Source organism: Bradyrhizobium guangxiense (genome assembly GCF_004114915.1).
In the GTDB taxonomy this organism is placed as follows: Bacteria; Pseudomonadota; Alphaproteobacteria; order Rhizobiales; family Xanthobacteraceae; genus Bradyrhizobium; species Bradyrhizobium guangxiense.
Genome location: NZ_CP022219.1, coordinates 5,471,367 through 5,487,551 on the forward strand (window position 1 = coordinate 5,471,367; position 16,185 = coordinate 5,487,551).

13 protein-coding genes are annotated in these 16,185 nt (G+C 64.0%); 2 read left to right on the top strand and 11 right to left on the bottom strand.

Features of this window, described 5'->3' with window-relative positions; translation table 11 throughout:
* Positions 1–22: 22 nt before the first annotated feature.
* From X268_RS26175 to X268_RS26190, 4 genes are read right to left on the bottom strand one after another with little or no spacing between them, the layout of a single operon-like run.
* Positions 23–1,009 (bottom strand): Bug family tripartite tricarboxylate transporter substrate binding protein, encoded by a 987-nt coding sequence (locus X268_RS26175; protein WP_128927604.1) that lies wholly within the window; start codon positions 1,007–1,009, stop codon positions 23–25.
* A complete protein-coding gene (locus tag X268_RS26180; protein WP_128927605.1) occupies positions 1,006–2,643 on the bottom strand; it encodes a hydantoinase B/oxoprolinase family protein in 1,638 nt (545 codons plus the stop codon). The genes X268_RS26175 and X268_RS26180 overlap by 4 nt, the downstream gene beginning before the upstream one ends.
* A complete protein-coding gene (locus X268_RS26185; RefSeq protein ID WP_128927606.1) occupies positions 2,640–4,262 on the bottom strand; it encodes a hydantoinase/oxoprolinase family protein in 1,623 nt (540 codons plus the stop codon). The genes X268_RS26180 and X268_RS26185 overlap by 4 nt, the downstream gene beginning before the upstream one ends.
* On the bottom strand, positions 4,259–5,497 hold the full coding sequence (locus tag X268_RS26190; RefSeq protein ID WP_128927607.1) for an NAD(P)/FAD-dependent oxidoreductase: 1,239 nt from the start codon (positions 5,495–5,497) through the stop codon (positions 4,259–4,261). Before X268_RS26190 ends, X268_RS26185 begins: the two co-directional genes overlap by 4 nt.
* Positions 5,498–5,599: 102 nt before the next feature.
* Between X268_RS26190 and X268_RS26195 the strand changes: the two genes are divergently transcribed.
* Positions 5,600–6,511 (top strand): LysR family transcriptional regulator, encoded by a 912-nt coding sequence (locus X268_RS26195; RefSeq protein WP_128927608.1) that lies wholly within the window; start codon positions 5,600–5,602, stop codon positions 6,509–6,511.
* An 821-nt stretch (positions 6,512–7,332) separates the two neighbouring features.
* On the opposite strand, the gene X268_RS26200 is transcribed toward X268_RS26195, so the two are convergent.
* Genes X268_RS26200 through X268_RS26215 form a run of 4 tightly spaced genes read right to left on the bottom strand, consistent with a single transcriptional unit; the run spans position 7,333 to position 11,010 of the window.
* A complete protein-coding gene (locus tag X268_RS26200) occupies positions 7,333–7,737 on the bottom strand; it encodes a cupin domain-containing protein (protein ID WP_128927609.1) in 405 nt (134 codons plus the stop codon).
* Between the two features lie 36 nt (positions 7,738–7,773).
* Positions 7,774–9,429: a cation/acetate symporter ActP gene (actP, locus tag X268_RS26205; protein WP_167506418.1), complete on the bottom strand. Its 1,656-nt coding sequence runs from the start codon at positions 9,427–9,429 to the stop codon at positions 7,774–7,776.
* Positions 9,429–9,728 carry a DUF485 domain-containing protein gene (locus tag X268_RS26210; RefSeq protein WP_128927610.1) on the bottom strand — a complete coding sequence of 100 codons (300 nt, stop codon included), beginning with the start codon at positions 9,726–9,728 and terminating at the stop codon, positions 9,429–9,431. The genes actP and X268_RS26210 overlap by 1 nt, the downstream gene beginning before the upstream one ends.
* 31 nt (positions 9,729–9,759) lie before the next feature.
* Positions 9,760–11,010 (bottom strand): FAD binding domain-containing protein, encoded by a 1,251-nt coding sequence (locus X268_RS26215; protein WP_128927611.1) that lies wholly within the window; start codon positions 11,008–11,010, stop codon positions 9,760–9,762.
* 177 nt (positions 11,011–11,187) lie between these two features.
* Between X268_RS26215 and X268_RS26220 the strand changes: the two genes are divergently transcribed.
* The gene (locus X268_RS26220) at positions 11,188–11,853 is read left to right on the top strand and encodes a TetR/AcrR family transcriptional regulator (protein ID WP_128927612.1); all 666 of its coding nucleotides are present in this window, start codon (positions 11,188–11,190) and stop codon (positions 11,851–11,853) included.
* Between the two features lie 93 nt (positions 11,854–11,946).
* Here X268_RS26220 and X268_RS26225 read toward each other — a convergent pair whose 3' ends face one another.
* Genes X268_RS26225 through X268_RS26235 form a run of 3 tightly spaced genes read right to left on the bottom strand, consistent with a single transcriptional unit; the run spans position 11,947 to position 16,018 of the window.
* Positions 11,947–14,187 carry a xanthine dehydrogenase family protein molybdopterin-binding subunit gene (locus tag X268_RS26225; protein ID WP_128927613.1) on the bottom strand — a complete coding sequence of 747 codons (2,241 nt, stop codon included), beginning with the start codon at positions 14,185–14,187 and terminating at the stop codon, positions 11,947–11,949.
* Positions 14,184–14,672, bottom strand: coding sequence for a (2Fe-2S)-binding protein (locus tag X268_RS26230; RefSeq protein ID WP_128927614.1), 489 nt, complete (start codon positions 14,670–14,672; stop codon positions 14,184–14,186). The genes X268_RS26225 and X268_RS26230 overlap by 4 nt, the downstream gene beginning before the upstream one ends.
* Before the next feature lie 41 nt (positions 14,673–14,713).
* Positions 14,714–16,018, bottom strand: coding sequence for a c-type cytochrome (locus X268_RS26235; protein ID WP_128927615.1), 1,305 nt, complete (start codon positions 16,016–16,018; stop codon positions 14,714–14,716).
* Positions 16,019–16,185: the final 167 nt, after the last annotated feature.

A 16,185-nucleotide genomic window follows, 5' to 3' on the forward strand; every position in this document is an offset into this window, starting at 1 on the left:
CCACGAGGTCGGCGGCGCCAGCTCAATTCACCTGGGCACCCGAATACTTCACAATCGGCGTCCACTTGTTCACCTCGCTCGCGATAAAGGCCTTGAAGGCCTCAGGCGTCGAGCCCTGGACGATGAAGCCCTGCGCCGCAAAGTAGTCCTTGATGTCAGGAGATTGCAGCGCTTTGTTCACTTCCGCGCTCAGCTTTTCGACCACCTCGGGCGGCGTGCCGGCCGGCGCAAACAAGCCTTGCCATGACAGCGCCTCGAAACCCTTCAGTCCCGCTTCATCCAGCGTCGGCACGCCCGGCAGCAGGGGGTGTCTGGTTTTCGAGGTAACGGCCAGCGCGCGAATCTTTCCGGCCTGAATCTGCGGCATCAGCACCAGGACGTCACCGAACGTGGCCTGGATCTGACCGCTCATCAGGTCGGTGAGCATGGCGGCGCTGCCGCGGTAGGGAACGTGCACCATCGAGACATCGGCCGCCTGCTTGTACATCTCGCCGGTGAGATGCATCGACGTGCCGTTGCCGGCCGAGCCGAAAGTCAATTCGCCCGGTTTCGACTTGGCGAGGGCGAGAAACTCGGCTGCCGTGTTCGCCTTCACGTCGGGGTTGACGGCCAGCACCAGCGGCGCAGTCACCAATGTCGACAGCGGCGCGAAGTCCTTGACCACGTCGTAGGGCAATTTGGCGTACAGCGCCTGCGCGATGGCGTTGCTGCCGGTGACGCCGGCCAGCAGAGTGTAGCCGTCGGGTGCGGATTTGGCCACGAAGTCGGCGCCCAGGGCGCCGCCGGCGCCGGGTCGATTGTCGACCACGACCGGCTGGCCCCAGGCCGCGGCGAGCTTGTCGCCGACACGACGCGCGAGCACGTCGGTGCTGCCGCCCGGCGCGAAAGGCACGACGATGTGGATCGCCCTGTTCGGGTAGCTGGCTTGCGAATGACCGGGCGCGGGCAGCAGCATCGCGAGGCCGGCCAACGCCAGCGTCGCGCGGCGCGAAATCAGGAAGCGGATCATGGGCAACTCCTTGCGGGTGGATTGGCGGTTTCGGCCGGAGCCGGGGATCCCCAGCCGCCACCGCCAGCGGTCTCGATGATCAGCAGGTCGCCGGCGGACCACGCGATGCGGGCGCGCGCAGGCAAGAACTCGACCGCTCCGTCCACACGCAAAACCCGGGCCATCGATGTTGCGCCGGCTCGACCGCCCTGCGCGCCGCGCGCACGGCCAACATGGCGCTCGCCGCGATAGGCGATCCACCCCTGGCCTTCGAGCAGCCGATAGGCGCGCCGCACGCCGTCGCCGCCGCGCTGCAGACCGGCGCCGCCGCTGCCGCGGCGGATCTCGTAACATTCCACACGCAGCGGCGCTTCGGTCTCGATCACCTCCACGGGGGTATTGCGCGCATTGCCGACGTCGGTGGAGACGCCGGCGCGGCCGGGCGCGAGGACGCTGGCACCGGCGCCGCTGGCAATGATCTCGGTGAACATCCAGCGCCGCCCGTCCGACCGCGTGCCGCTGAGCGCAAGGACGGTGGCCACCCCAGCGTGCGGCGCCACGCCCATCCCGCTCGCCGACTGTGACCAGGCTCCGAGAATCGCGTTGCACGCCAGCTTCACGGTCGCCGTGCGCGCATTGACCGCCGCCGGCAGCGCCGGATTGACCAGGCTGCCGGGTGGAAGCTTCAGCGTCAGTGGCGCAAGGCAACCGGCATTGTTGGGTGCGTCCGGTGCCAGCGTCCGCATGAAGAAGAGAGCCGCCGACAGCATCGCCGCCGGCGATGCATTGAGAGGCCCCCTCACCTGCGGCGCGGTCCCCTCGAAGTCGATCACCAGTGTGTCACCCTGCTTGCGCAAGCTCACCGCGATGGAAACCGGGGCGGTGTCGATGCCATCGCCGTCGAGTTGGTCGCGCCAGGTCCATTCGCCGTCGGGCGCGGCCGCAAGAGCGGCGCGGGTCATGCGTTCGGTCTGCGTAATCAGGGCATCGCAAACCTCGGCAAAACGAGGTCCGGTGTGACGCGCGATTCCCTTCAGTTCGCGCGCGCCTTGCGTCAGCGCCGTCCACTGCGCGTCCAGGTCACCACGCAGATTGTCAGGCGTGCGTGAGTTGGCGACCAGGATGGCGTCGATATCGGGCCGCACGCCTTCGGCGCTGCGCCAGCGCACCGGCGGCAGGCGCAGGCCCTCCTGGTACACTTCGGTTGCGTCGGGCGGAATGGAGCCGGCGGCCATGCCCCCGACATCCTGATGGTGCAAATTGGCGGCGGCGAAGGCGATCACCTCACCATCGTGGAAGATCGGGTGGACCAGAGCCAGGTCCGGCAGATGCGTGCCGCCGGACCAGGGGTCGTTGAGCAGATAGGCGTCGCCCTCTGACATCGTTGCGAGCGGAAAGCGTGCGAGCACACCGGCAACGGCCGGAATCAGCGATCCCAGCAACAACGGCAGCGAGCGCGCCTGGGCGAGCAAGCGTCCGTCCGGCAGGAACAGCGCCGCGGCACAGTCGCCGCTCTCGCGGGCGATGGACGACACGGCGGCGCGCATCATGCCATGCTGCATGCGGTCGGCCGTGCCTTGCAGCGCCAGACGCAACGGCTCCATGCGCAGGGCGATGAGCGGATCAGGTGGGACCTCGCGCGCGCGCGGCATCATGACTTCGCCTCCAGCGCCAGCGTCTGATCCGGCGTCAGCCGCCACCACCAGCCCGCCGGCACAAAGGCGGTGGTCATCGGCGCGAACAGAGAATGGGGCCCCTTGCCTTGCGGCGGCAGCGAATCCCACGGGCTTTCGCTCGCCGCCAGGCGGACGTCGCCCTGCTCCGGACTGTAAAGCATGCCCAGCGCAGCCATCACGCCGGCGTGCGGCATCACCAGCACACGGCGCATCCCGGCCAGTTCAGCGATCTCGGCCGCATGCTGCGCGCCGCCGCCGCCGATGGCGACGAGCACCGCATCCGCCGGATCCAAGTTACGCTGAAAGGCGTGGGTCTTGAGCGCCTCCGCCATTCCGGCAGCGGCCGCGCTCACGACGGCTTCAGCGGTTCGAAGCACCGACAGGCCGAGCGCGCCGGCCACGTCGCTGAGTGCGGCCTCCGCGGCGGCGCGGTCCAGCACCATCCCGCCGGCCAGCCGGGGCGGCAAGCGGTCCAGTACGCAGAGCGCATCGCTCAGCGTCGGCAAGTCACCGCCGAGACCAAAGGCGGCCGGTCCCGGCCAGGCTCCCTGCGAGCGCGGCCCCAGGCGCAGCGCGCCACCCGGCAGCACCGACACCACGCTGCCGCCCCCGATGCCGATGGAGGTGATATCTGCGCAGCGCTGACGGATCGGCAAGCCGCCGCATTCCAGCGCGTCGGTAAAGGTCAGCCTGCCGTCGAGCAGAATGCTGATGTCGGCGCTCGTGCCTCCGATATCCAGAACGATCGCGGGATCGGAGGCTGCGAGGCCGGCGGCCACGCCCTGCAGCGCCGCGCAGGGACCGGACATGGCGAGGCCGATGGGCTGCTCGGCGAGATCATGCCAGGGCGCGGTGCCGCCGGCCGATCGCATCAGGCGCAGCGGCGGCAAGCCACGTATCTTCAATGCGTCGGCCAGCGCGTGCAGATAATCCGTCGCCAGCGGTTTGGCATAGGCGTCCAGCGCCGTGACGAGCCAGCGCTCGAACTCCCGCGGTTGCGGATCGACTTCGCTGGACAGCGAAACGTACAGGCCCGGAAGGCGCGCATGCAGCGCAGCCCGCAGCGCGCGCTCGTGCGCCGGATTGCGGTGCGAGAACAACAGACCGACCGCCAGCGCGCGCACGCCGGCGGCGTTCACTGCATTCGCAATGGCGTCCACGGCCGACAGTTCAAGCGGCTCCACCTCACGCCCCTCGGCATCGATGCGCCCGCCGATCTCAAAACGCAGCGGCTCCGGAAACAGCTTTGCTTCGGGCACGGCCGGCATGATCACCGGCTCATACAGCTCCTTGCGGTCCTGGCGCGCCAGGACCGGTACGTCGCGCATGCCGCGCGTCAGGACAAGGGCCACCGGCGGCTCGTTCAGCTCCAGCAGCAGATTGGTGATCACGGTGGAGCCGTGCACGACGCGGCCGACGTCATCTGCCCCGATGCCCGCCTGCGCGCACAGCCGATCGAGTGCCTCGACAACAGGCTCCGCCAGCCGGCGTCCGGCGCGCGGAAGTTTGAGCGATGCAACGTGCCCGTCGCTCCGCAAGGCCACCGCATCGACGAACGTGCCACCCATGTCCACGGCGAGCGACCAGGACGCGCTCAACGGAAGCGCTCCGGCGAAAACGGCGTCAGGTCCACCTGCGTCGGACGTCCGGCCACCAGATGCGCGATCTCGCGGCCGGTCGCAGCGCCCATGCACATGCCCATATGGCCGTGGCCGAAGGCGAGCCAGGCGTTGTCGGCCGCGCGGACCGGACCGACCACGGGAAGACTGTCGGGAAGACAGGGACGATGGCCCATCCAGCGCGTGAAGGACGATGTATCCAGGTGGGGGAATAATTGCTGCCCCTGACGAAGCAGTGCGTCGGCACGCGCCATGTTGGGTGGCGCATTCAAGCCGGCGAATTCCACCGTGCCGGCCAGCCGCAGGCCCATCGCCATCGGGTTCACCATCAGATTGTGCTCCACCGCCATCACGGTGTGGCGCAGGGCCAGGTTCGAGCTCTGCACGGTGACATGGTAACCGCGCTGCGTCTCCAGCATCACCGGGCTGTCGAGCTGTGCCGCCAGTGCGCCCGACCAGGCTCCGGCTGCCACCACCACGCCGTCCGCCGCCAGCGGCTCACCGTGCTCCAACAGCACGGCCGTGACGCGCCGGCCCTGCCGCTCGAAACCGCGGACGCGATTGCGAACGTGACGCGCGCCGTCGCCGATGCAGCGATTGTACAGCGCCTTGACGAGGGCCGATGGATCGGACGTGGAGCCGTTCTCGGGCGCCAGGATGCCGAAGCGAAACCGTCCCTTGAGGTCAGGCTCGAGACTTTCCAGCTCGTCCTGCTCCACATCCTGCATCCGCACGCCCAGCGATCGCCGCAGGTTCATGCCCCAGGCCCACTGCGCCGCTGTCTCGCGAGAGGAAAAGACGTAGAGGCAACCGCTCCGCCGCACCAGCTCCTGCGCATCGGCATGGGCGACCAGTGGATCGTAGCAGTCGAAGATCGGCGACAGCAGCGTCCGCAACGCCGTGGCGATCCGCGTCACCTCCTGGCGCGACGAATGCCGGAGCATGCGCGAGAGCCACGGCACCACGTGCGGCGCGTACGCCCAGCGCACCGTCAGCGGTCCCAATGGGTCCAGCAGCCAGCGCGGCACCTTCTTCCACATGCCGGGCATGCCCACCGGCAGGCAGGCGCTGGGCAAAAGCGAGCCGGCATTGCCGAAGGAGCAGGCCTCGCCCGCCTCCAGCGGATCGACGAAAGTCACCGCATGGCCATCGCGCTGCAGCCACGCCGCGGTGCAAGCGCCGACGATTCCGGTCCCTATGACGACAATGTGCATGGTTGGGAATTCTGAAAAATAATTCCCCTATCATACAAGCCAATTCTTTTAATACGATCATCAGGATTTCTGATAGTCGATCCATTCACGCGAGGATGCTTGATGCGGCCCGAAGTTCTCTCCGCCCTCAGCCTGCGACAGATGCGTGCCTTTGCCGCGGTCGCTCGAGCGGGCAGCTTCACGGCGGCGGCGCGACAGATCAACCTGACGCAGTCGGCAGTCAGCATGCTGGTTCAGCAGCTCGAGGAGACCCTCGGGCTGAAACTGTTCGACCGTGGCGCGGTCGTGTTGTTGACGGCGGCCGGCCAGCAATTGCTTCCCCTGGCGCGCCGCATCCTGGATGACGTGCAACAGATCGCAGAGGGCGCCTCGGACCTTCGCTCCCTTCGCACCGGCCTGTTGCGCGTGGTAGCGCCGCAGATGTTGGCATGCACGTGGGTGGCGGCGGTGCTGGGCGAATTCGAGCAAGCCCATCCGGATGTCGGCCTGCGCGTCACCGACGCGATGGCAGACGAGGTGGTGGGCACGGTGCGCCGTGGCGAGGCGGAACTGGGCGTCGGCCCAGAGCGCGCCACCGGCGAGGATGTCACCAGCACATTCCTGATGGATGTACCGATCCGAGTGGTCTGCTCAGCGCAGCACCCGCTGGCGCAGCAACGCGCCGTCTCGTGGAAAAAACTGCGCGACGAGCGCTGGGTCATTTATTCCAGTGAGTTCAACCGGCACCTGGAGAGCCTGCTGCATGCGCACGACAGCTCGCTTTCCATGCAGACCGCCGTCGAGGTTAAATATCTGACCACCGCTTTGGCGTTGGTGGGCGTAGGTACCGGCCTGGCTGCCGTTCCCGACTACGGCCGGCTGTTCGCGCCGAACTTCAACGTGCGTTTCATCAAGCTGCGCGCTCCGGAAATCCGCCGCCGCTACTATATATACCAACGGCGGGGACTCGTGCTCTCACCGCCCGCGGAGGCGTTCGTCAAACTGCTGCGCAACGCGGCACGCAGCGATGGATGAATCCGTACACACGAATCTGCGAGCGCACGGATCCCAGGTGGCCATCGAAGTCCTACGCCTAACAATCTGTCTGACGAGCGCATGATCAGCCCGCGGCGTCGCCGATTGGCTCGCGCCAAATCAGACCGCCGGAGAGCCAGTGCTGTCGCAAAACGCTTGGCGCGCCACCACCCTGCGAACGAGATCGCGGAAAATCGTGGTCTGGCGTGCAAAATCGCAGGTTTGGTAGCGGGGGAGCGCTACATCGCGAAACCCACTAATTCGGAAGCCCAATTTTCTTATCGAAGGGCAGCTTAACTCGCGAGGCTACTGGATAGGCTGCCGAAAGCCGCCGTTTGTACGATGAACTGCCGCTCGAGATTGCCTCGATGCAGCGCTGCGAGTCGAGGAGGCGCGATACAGTGGAGCCGACGCCGCAGTGGCTGCCGTTTCCAAATGAAAACTCCGCAGGAGCAGCTCGAAGCGATCGAACCGAGCAACGCAACTTTGAGATCCGCTTTGCCCTGCTTCGGACTATCACGCATGTAACCGTCATGAAGTAAGCACCTGACGTCCTGACCGATGTGGCTAATTAAGAGACAGCCACGGATCAAGCGCAATCAACGACTTGCCGGTCGCACACCTGCGCTTATCCGGCCCAAACTGGGCATTCGTCGCAGGTCATGGGGTCTCGTTATACTGCCTGTTATTCTGGACTATCCGTCGCATCGAAGGACGTATTCCGCGATCAATGGAATAGACCCCTGCCCTCGAAGGCAAAGATCACACGTTCGAATCCTGTCCGCTTCGCGCCAAGAGCTACTCTCTTTGTCGCAATGGACCTAACGGTCAAGTTCCAAGGCCTTGTTCGAGCTGTCGAGGAATTCGACAGTGGTGAACCACAAGTCGGCCTCTCCGACGTTTTCGAGATCGTGGATCTTGTATTCGCCCTTCCCATAGACGAAGTGACGGGTCTCGCCAGCCGAATAAATGGCTTCGACGATCGTCCCATCCTCCGCGTGGGATCGCGCCCGACCTGGCGTGACTGCGGTCCAAAAATAGTCCAACACATGACGATGGAATCCAATGCGCTCGCCTGGAGCAAGCCGGATTTCCCAGACGCGCACGCGGTCCGTTTCGGACAAGAGCCGGGTGCCGACCCGTCCGTTGAATCGATTGGTGTCGAACTCTTTGCGAATGATATCAGGCCACGCGGCCCTACCCTTTTCCGTCACGCTAACGGTCACTATCGTGCCTCCTTGAGATAATTTATCCAGGTTGCGTTATTCGACGCCCAGCCCAGTTTGGGCGCGAACATGCTGCGCGCCGAACGACGCGCGAACCGAAGCGGCCGCCGCACTGCGGTCCAACACCGACATGGCCCACGATATCGCGAAGGCGAGCGGAACCGAGACCAGGGCTGGATTGTCGTAAGGGAATGGCGCAGGTCCGAGCTTGAACGTGGCGGTCCATACTCCCGGGCTGAGAGCAACCAATCCCACGGAAGCCAGCAAGCCCGCCAGCGAACCGCTCACTGCACCTCGCGTCGTGAGATCAGGCCAAACGATCGACAAAAGTATCACTGGGAAGTTGGCGCTCGCGGCGATCGCGAAGACCAGCCCGACCATGAATGCGATATTCTGGTTTTCGAACAGGACGCCCAAGCCCATCGAGAGCAGGCTGATTGCGACCGCGGCGGCCTTCGAGACAAGCACTTCCTCCTGCTCGTTCGCACGGCCCCTGCGAATTACACGGGCATAGAGATCATGGCTCCCCGCCGAAGCACCCGCTAGCGTCAGCCCGGATACGACGGCCAGGATGGTCGCGAACGCCACCGCCGAGATGAATCCGAGCAGGAGCGACCCGCCCACGGCGTCCGCCAGATGCAGGGCGACCATGTTGACGCCCCCAAGCAGACCACCCGACGCATCCCGAAACTGGGGATTCGCCGAAACGATCGCAATGGCGCCGAAGCCGAGCACGAATAGCAGGCTATAGAAGATGGAGATGAACCCCGTCGCGACCAGAACCGACGTGCGAGCCTGACGAGCATCGCTCACGGTGAAGAAGCGCATAAGGATGTGAGGCAGCCCGGCCGTACCGAAGATCAGGGCCAATCCGAGAGAGATCGCCGATATCGGATCCTTGACCAGTCCGCCGGGGGCCATGATCGCGTCGGCCTTCGGGTGCAAGATGATCGCCTCTCGGAAGAGAGCCTCCAGGCTGAAACCGAAGTGTCCGAGGATCAGGATCGACATCAGCACCGAGCCCGACATCAACAGCAGGGCTTTGATGATCTGCACCCAGGTCGTCGCCAGCATGCCGCCGAACGTCACATAAACCATCATGAGCCCACCCACGATGCCGACCGCGTAGATATAAGGTAGCCCGAACAACAGCTGGATCAGCTTGCCGGCGCCCACCAGCTGGGCGATGAGATAGAAGACCACAATCACGAGGGTGTTCACACTCGCGACGGCCCTCACCGGCACCTCTGACAGCCGATAGGCCGCGACGTCGGCGAATGTGTAACGGCCGAGATTGCGCAACGGCTCGGCAATCAGGAACAGGATCATCGGGAAGCCGATGAGAAAGCCGATCGCGTAGATCATGCCGTCGTAGCCCGAGCTGTAGACGAGAGCCGTGACTCCCAGGAATGTCGCCGCCGAGGTGTAGTCGCCGGCGATCGCAAGCCCATTCTGGACGCCCGTGAGCCCGGCGCCGGCGGCATAGAAGTCTTTCGCCGTGCTTGTTCCCCTTCTCGCCGCCCACCATGTGATCGCGAGACTAACTGCGACAAAGCCGAGGAACATGGTGATCGCTGTCGCATTCAATGATTGCCGCGCGTTGACAGCTGAAGCCAACGCGTCAGCTGCTGCGGGGTCTGAAAGAAGAACCAATACGGTCGCAAACAAAGCTCCACAACCCGAGCGCGACATCATCGCAGGTCCTCCAGAAGAAGCTGACTGAGCTGATCGAAACGGGAATTGGCCCGCCGGACATAGACGGCGGTGAGAATGAAGCCGAGCGCGATCAGACCGACGCCGATCAACACGCCCCAAGTGATCACGGTACCATCCCACAGTGGACGCCCGAGCAACCGGGGCCAGAATGCGATGGTCAGGATGTAGGCGAAATAGGCGGCGGCCATGACGATCGACATACCCACGCCAAGGCGTGCACGTTCGCGCGCAAGCTGATTGAACGCGGGATGGGTCTGGATGACTCGCAAATCCATTGGTCTCCTGTCCTCCATTTTTTGAATCCTGTTAGGCGGCGATGCCCGTCGCGACGGCGGTCTCCGTCATCACGGCCTCGGGGCTGCGATGCCGCTCCGCCATCGCCCGTTCATCGGCAGTGGCAATCTGCGCCTGCATGTACGCGCCGAGATCGCGGGCACGACGGACGACCGCAGCTCCGAACGGAAGCCGCATCGACTCGAATTTCGCAAGCGCCGCGGGCAAATCGGCCGGGTGCGCTCGCAAAGCATCAGCCAGCGCTGCCGCGTCGGCGGCGGCCTTCGTCACTCCCATTCCGACATGGGGCCTGGCCACGAACGCGGCATCACCCAGGATCACCGTTCGGGATCCCAGCGCCATGCGCGGTGTCTCGAGATCCAGAATGGCCTGGATGAACGGCTGAGGGGTAAGGCGAACGACCTCGGCGAATTGCGGTGCAAGCAATTGCTCCGCGTCCCGACGCATTGAGGCGATCACCTCGGATCGAATCCTGCTCGGCGGAATGGACAGTTCGTGCCGGACGCCGTCAATGTCCGTCAGCAAATCTGCCAAGCCATGGTCGGCGTCGGCCGGGCGGTACCAAACAAAATTGAAGCGACGCTCGCCGACATCCATCTCTTCTTTGGCGCCGGCGACGGGATAGCCGAGCATTTGCTCGCCCGGAGGGAGGCTGAAGGCGAACCAATCGCACAATTCTGCGCGCGTCCGAGACGACAGGTCTCGCTCATTGACGAGGCCACGCCACGCGACATAGCCCGCGTAGGCAGGACGGACCTTGGCCGCAAGCTGGGCCCTGACGCACGAAAATATGCCATCCGCGCCGATCAGCAGATCTGCTGAAACCTCCGAGCCGTCGGAGAAACGCGCCAGCACGCGATCGCCAAGCTCGGCAACCTCCGCAAGGTTCTTGCCGTGATGATAGTGCTCTGCCGGGAGCGCTGCCTTCAGAAGCCCATAGAGGTGTCCCCAGGAAGTGAGGCCCTGCCGCAGCCCGAGTTCACCCACGATGCGGCCGCTCCCGTCCAGCACCCGCCGTCCTGGGACAACGACTCCGACGGCGGCGGCGTCGGTATCGATACCCGCCCTGCCCAGGACCTCGAACAGTTCACGATGGGTCACGATGCCCGCGCCACGGCCTGCCAGTTCGGCGCCGATACGCTCGTAAACATCGACGTTCCAGCCTTGCCGCCGCAATAGCAACGCGGCGAACAGTCCGGCCATGGACCCTCCAACCACCAGCGCTTTCAGCTGCGCCCCTTGGCTCCAACGATGGTCACTCAAGAGCGACCTCCCTTTTGCAATCGTTATTTATCGATTGATCAATTATCGGGATGTCATTGACGCAAGTCAACGGCTATTTATCGTTCGATAAACAAAACGTGATGGCCGCGCCCCGATCGGCTGCGACGGCAAATCGGTGTATGAAGTTTCGAAGGCACTCAAACTAACGAATCAGATGTGAAGCAGCGCAGCAAAGCGGGTCACCGGACGCCGATCCGAGAGCAGCAGAGACTGGACCCGTCGGAGCGGGAAGCCATTATCGCGCGAGAAGCCGTCACGTTTTTCGCCGAGTACGGGTTCGAGGGGCAGACCCGCGAACTCGCAAAGCGGCTGCGCATTACCCAGCCCCTGCTCTATCGCTACTTTCCGAGCAAGGAAGCTCTCATCGAGAGGGTCTATCAGGACGTTTTCGTCGAGCGCTGGAAGCCGTCCTGGGAGAAAATCATCACCGATCGCTCGGTACCCGTGAAGGCGAGGCTAGTCCGTTTCTATCGCGAATATGCCGCAGTCATTCTCACCTACGAGTGGATCCGCCTGTTCATGTTCGCGGGCCTGAAGGATCTCGGATTGAATGCCCGCTATCTCAAAATGCTGCGCGAACGCGCGTTCGAGAAGGTCATTGAGGAAATCAGGGTCGAGTACGGACGCCCCTCGACTGGCGAACTCCCGGTCACCGATCTCGAAATCGAGATGGTGTGGGGACTCCACGCGGCGATCTTCTACCTCGGCGTGCGCCAATTCATCTACTCGATGCCCCTCGAAACGGACGTCAATTCCATCATTGATGCAAAAATAGCAACCTTCCTGAATGGCTTTCGCTCCGTTCTGCCGGCGAAGGGTTAAGTCCGGGAGGCGCGTCTGCCGTCTTATTCGAAGCGCAAATCGCATGTTTGTGTATTGGCAGGCCGTGCATCGACCGCGCCTTCAAACCTCCATTCAGCCTTCCGATCGGACCGCAACCGCTCTCTTGATTCGGGCCGCAGTGAACGGAAGTTCGTACATTCGAACACCGGTCGCATCCCTGATCGCATTGGCGATCGCGGCTCCCGCAGGCCCTTGTGCGGCCTCAGCGACACCATAGAAGGAGTCGCCCGGACGATCTATCAGGCGGACTTCGACGGACTCCGGGACGCTGTCAAACCGCATGATCGGATAGGCCGACCAATCGACCGATGTGACGCGGGTGCGATCGAACGTCACCCGTTCGAAAAGCGTCCAGCTCATCGACTGCAAGATGCCGCCTTCAATCTGATTGCGGATACCGTCCGGGTTCACGACCTGCCCGGTGTCCACCGCCGCCACGATGCGACGGACGCGAACGACGCCACTCTGACGCGGCACCTCGATCTCGACTGCCACGGCACACCAAGCCTCGAGATTCTTGTAACGTGCAAAGCCAAATCCGAATCCGGTGCTCTCCGAACGCTTGCCCCGCCCAGCCCAGCCGAAACGCGATGCCGCCGTTTCGATGACCTCACGCGCACGAGGGTCTTCGATGTGCCGAAGCCGAAACGTCACGGGATCTTGGCCCGAGCGAGCCGCCAATTCATCGAGGACGCTCTCGATCGAAAGGACGTTAAGGTAGCCTCCCAGGGAGCGCATGGAGGATCCGCGCAAGGGTATGTCAGGCAGAAAGTGACTAACCACCTTTGAGTTCGGGATCGCGTAAAGCGGAATGGCATTCCGGTCGCCGCCGCCCTCAGGCTGGGCCAGCGCAACGGGCGGCGCCGGCGGAAAGGCGTCGGCTTTCAGTCGGGCAGCAATCAGCGCCCCGGGAGGGCCAGGCCGCATCATATGCGACTGGCTCCAAACCTCGTGGCGCCAATCCGCAATCGCACCGTCCACCCCGACTGTCGCCCTGAGCTTGACCACCATACCCGGCCCGAATGGGTCCCACGCGTGCTCCTGCTCACGCATCAGCTGTACCCTGACCGGACGACCGGGCATCGCGAGGGCAAGCATCGCCGCATCGGCCGCCGCGTCGTCGGCGCCGTTATGGCCGTAGCAGCCGGAGCCCTCTGCGTGGATGCAGCGCACATTCTCGGCAGGCATCCGCAGCATGCCCGCGATCGCGTCGCGTAGGAAAAACACGCCTTGCGTATGGGTCCAAACCGTAAGCTTCCCGTCCCCGAATTGCGCAATCGCGCAGGACGGTCCGATCGAACCGTGCGTAAGATAGGGTCTGCTGAAGGTCCCCTCGACCAGAATTCCGGGCTCACCCGGATTTCCTGTGTCGTAAATCGTCGTGTCGTGGGAGGGCAGCTTCATCAGAGCGGCCGGCAAGTCCGCGCTGTCCGGAAGGGCTTGCTGCTCGATCCAGGTCGTGGTTGCCGCGAGGGTTCGCATTCCCTGGATCGCAGTCCATTCCCGCTCTGCAAGCACGCCGAGGAAGTTGCCGTCCCGCACGACCTTGACGATCCCGCTCATTTGCTCGACCTGCGCGACGTCACAGTCCCGCAATGTGGCGCCATAACTCGGCGGGCGAACGACGCGACCGTGCAGCATCCCCTCGGGGCGCAGGTCCTGGACGTAGGCTGCTCCACCCGTCACCTTGGCCGGAATATCGATCCGCGGCACGGGTTGGTTCAACACAACGAAATCTGCCGGCGAGGTCAAATGCGAGGTCTGCTGTGCGTCGACCGCGAGCATCTGATCACGGACCAGTTCGCCGTAGCCCAGGCGCATGCGGTTCGGGCCGAATACCTCGCCGTTGCGGATCTGCAGCGAGGTAGCGGGCACGCCGAGACGGCGGGCTGCCTCGTCTCGGAGTATTTCGCGGGCTTGCGCCGCCGCATGCCGAATTGCGGTGCCGGAGTCCTGCATCGAGTGGCTGGCAGCCGTGTAGCCTTCATTGGGCGTCCGCGCGGTGTCAGCCGTGATCAGCGATAGCCGTGCGAGCGGTAACTTGAGTTCCTCTGCCGCGACCTGAAGCAGCGCAGTCTTGAGGCCCTGTCCAAGTTCGGCTTTGCCGGTGAGGATCGTAGCGGCGCCCGAGGCGTCGATGCGGATCCAGGCATCGATCCTCGGCGTGTCGTCGAGGCTTCCGGGCAAACCGTGCTTCGAGGGTTTTCCACCCGTACCGGTTTCGGTCTGTGCATGTGCTCCGGAAAGCCGGAAGGCGATGATGGGCGCGCCGGCGCCCGCCAATACGCCGCGTCGCGAGACGGCATGCGTCATCGTCTTGTCCTTGCGTCGGCAGTCTTCGAGTTCATCTCTTCCGCGGCCCGCCGGATCGCACGCAGAATGCGCATATGTGTTCCGCATCGGCAGAGATGAGGCTGAAGTTCGGCCTTGATCGACTCGTCGGTGGCATGCGGGTCGCGGTTCAGCAGCGCCTGGGCGCGCATCATCACGCCGGGAATACAATAGCCGCATTGTGCCGCCTGCTCGGCAAGGAACGCACGCTGCATTGGGCCAGGTGCGCCCAGGTTCCCAAGTCCTTCGAGCGTCGTGATCGTCCGCCCTTCCAACAGCATCACCGGCGTTATGCAAGAGAAAATAGCTTTACCGTCGACGATGACGGTGCAAGCTCCGCATTGGCCAAGTCCGCAACCATACTTCGCGGCATTCAGCGCGAGCTCGTCCCTGAGGACGTAGAGAAGCGGAGTGTCCGGGCTCGCCTTGATGGATCGGCTCTCACCGTTAATTGTCAGCGTTGTCATGGCACTTCACCGAACTTTCTGCTCTTGTTGTCGAGTCCAGCTCACCGATTGCCTCTAGCTTCCGCGACCGCTTTGGCTATCCCATCCCACTGGCTTTTCCCGGCAAACTGGGTTCGCAGATAGCTGGCGAGATCCGAGATCTGCCGATCGCCGAGAACATCGCCAAAGCCGGGCATGATCGGACGCGCAGAGCCGCCGGTGGATGCTGGTATTCCCCGCAGCACAAGATTGACCAGGTTGGTGGGCGTCTCGTCTGCAACGGCGGTGGAGAGACCAAGTCTCACCCCGCCCAGCGGCAAGGCTCTGTCGCCTTCGTGGCACGACGCACAAACAGCGGCATAGATCGCTCCGCCGGGATCGGATGGAATAGAAGGCGCGGCCGCCTGAATGCCCGCGGCTTGCGGCAGGCGGCCCGGACCGGAAGGAGCCGTCTCCACATCCTTCCGCCCCTCGCTCTTGCCGAGCGATGCAAGATAGTGGGCCATCGCGCCTACGTCCGCAGGGTCGACAAGGGACAGATTGTCAACCACGTTCGCCATGGGGCCCTGAGCCGTCCCATGCTGGGGATGCGAGCCACGCGTAAGATAGTCCGTGAGGGCACCTTCGTCCCATGGGACGGGTGATTGCGAGCTTCGACCGAGCGCATAAGCGCGCCAACCTTCGGCTTCGCCTCCCTCGAAACTGGCCGAGGCTTCTTCCGCCCCCAGCAGATTGCGCGGAGAATGACAGGCGCCGCAATGCCCCAGTCCTTCGACCAAGTACTTTCCCCTGTTCCACTTCCCATTCTTCGAAGGGTCAGGGACGAACCGCACCTGACGCAGAAACATCAGCTTCCAGCCGGCGAGTGTCAGGCGAACATTGAGAGGAAACGGGAGTTCGTTCGGAGGCGCCGACGACCTGACTGGATCGATCGACATGAAGAAGGCATACATCGCCGTCGCATCATCATCCGACACGCGTGTGAAGTGATCGTATGGGAACGCTGGGTAAAGGTGGCGGCCTTCGCGATCCACACCGGATCGCAGAGCACGGATGAACGCCGCCTCCGACCATCGCCCGATGCCGGTTTCCGGATCGGGCGTGATGTTGGTGGAGTAGATCGTTCCGAAGGGCGTGGGCATCGCAAGCCCCCCGGCGTAGGGGAGTCCGCCGGGTGCCGTATGACACGTGGCACAGTCTCCGAGCAGAGCAAGGCTCGCTCCACGACGCGCCTTCGCACGATCCGGGGCTCCGGCTGGCCGTGAATCGATGGGAGGAATCGGCGATTCCCAAGCATAGAGAAGTGCCGCCGTCCCACCGATCGCTCCAATCACAAGCAGTGCGAGCAGAACGGACCTAAGCTTCATCGCTCTCCCCTCCTGGATGCGAACGCCATATCAGACCGGTCCAGGCGACATCTTTTCAGTTTCGTGCGCGACTTGCACAATCTCTCGATCACGGCTCGACGAGCCAATCCAAAGCGTGCGCACGGAATCCAATACGCCCGCTCGTCCGCAGCGTAGGGATCGAGCGA

Coding starts and splice junctions, on each gene's coding strand:
- X268_RS26235 (WP_128927615.1), bottom strand. CDS start 16,018: ATGAAGCTTAGGTCCGTTCTGCTCGCACTGCTTGTGATTGGAGCGATC.
- X268_RS26190 (WP_128927607.1), bottom strand. CDS start 5,497: ATGCACATTGTCGTCATAGGGACCGGAATCGTCGGCGCTTGCACCGCG.
- X268_RS26175 (WP_128927604.1), bottom strand. CDS start 1,009: ATGATCCGCTTCCTGATTTCGCGCCGCGCGACGCTGGCGTTGGCCGGC.
- X268_RS26225 (WP_128927613.1), bottom strand. CDS start 14,187: ATGACGCATGCCGTCTCGCGACGCGGCGTATTGGCGGGCGCCGGCGCG.
- X268_RS26230 (WP_128927614.1), bottom strand. CDS start 14,672: ATGACAACGCTGACAATTAACGGTGAGAGCCGATCCATCAAGGCGAGC.
- X268_RS26210 (WP_128927610.1), bottom strand. CDS start 9,728: ATGGATTTGCGAGTCATCCAGACCCATCCCGCGTTCAATCAGCTTGCG.
- X268_RS26195 (WP_128927608.1), top strand. CDS start 5,600: ATGCGGCCCGAAGTTCTCTCCGCCCTCAGCCTGCGACAGATGCGTGCC.
- X268_RS26180 (WP_128927605.1), bottom strand. CDS start 2,643: ATGATGCCGCGCGCGCGCGAGGTCCCACCTGATCCGCTCATCGCCCTG.
- actP (WP_167506418.1), bottom strand. CDS start 9,429: ATGTCGCGCTCGGGTTGTGGAGCTTTGTTTGCGACCGTATTGGTTCTT.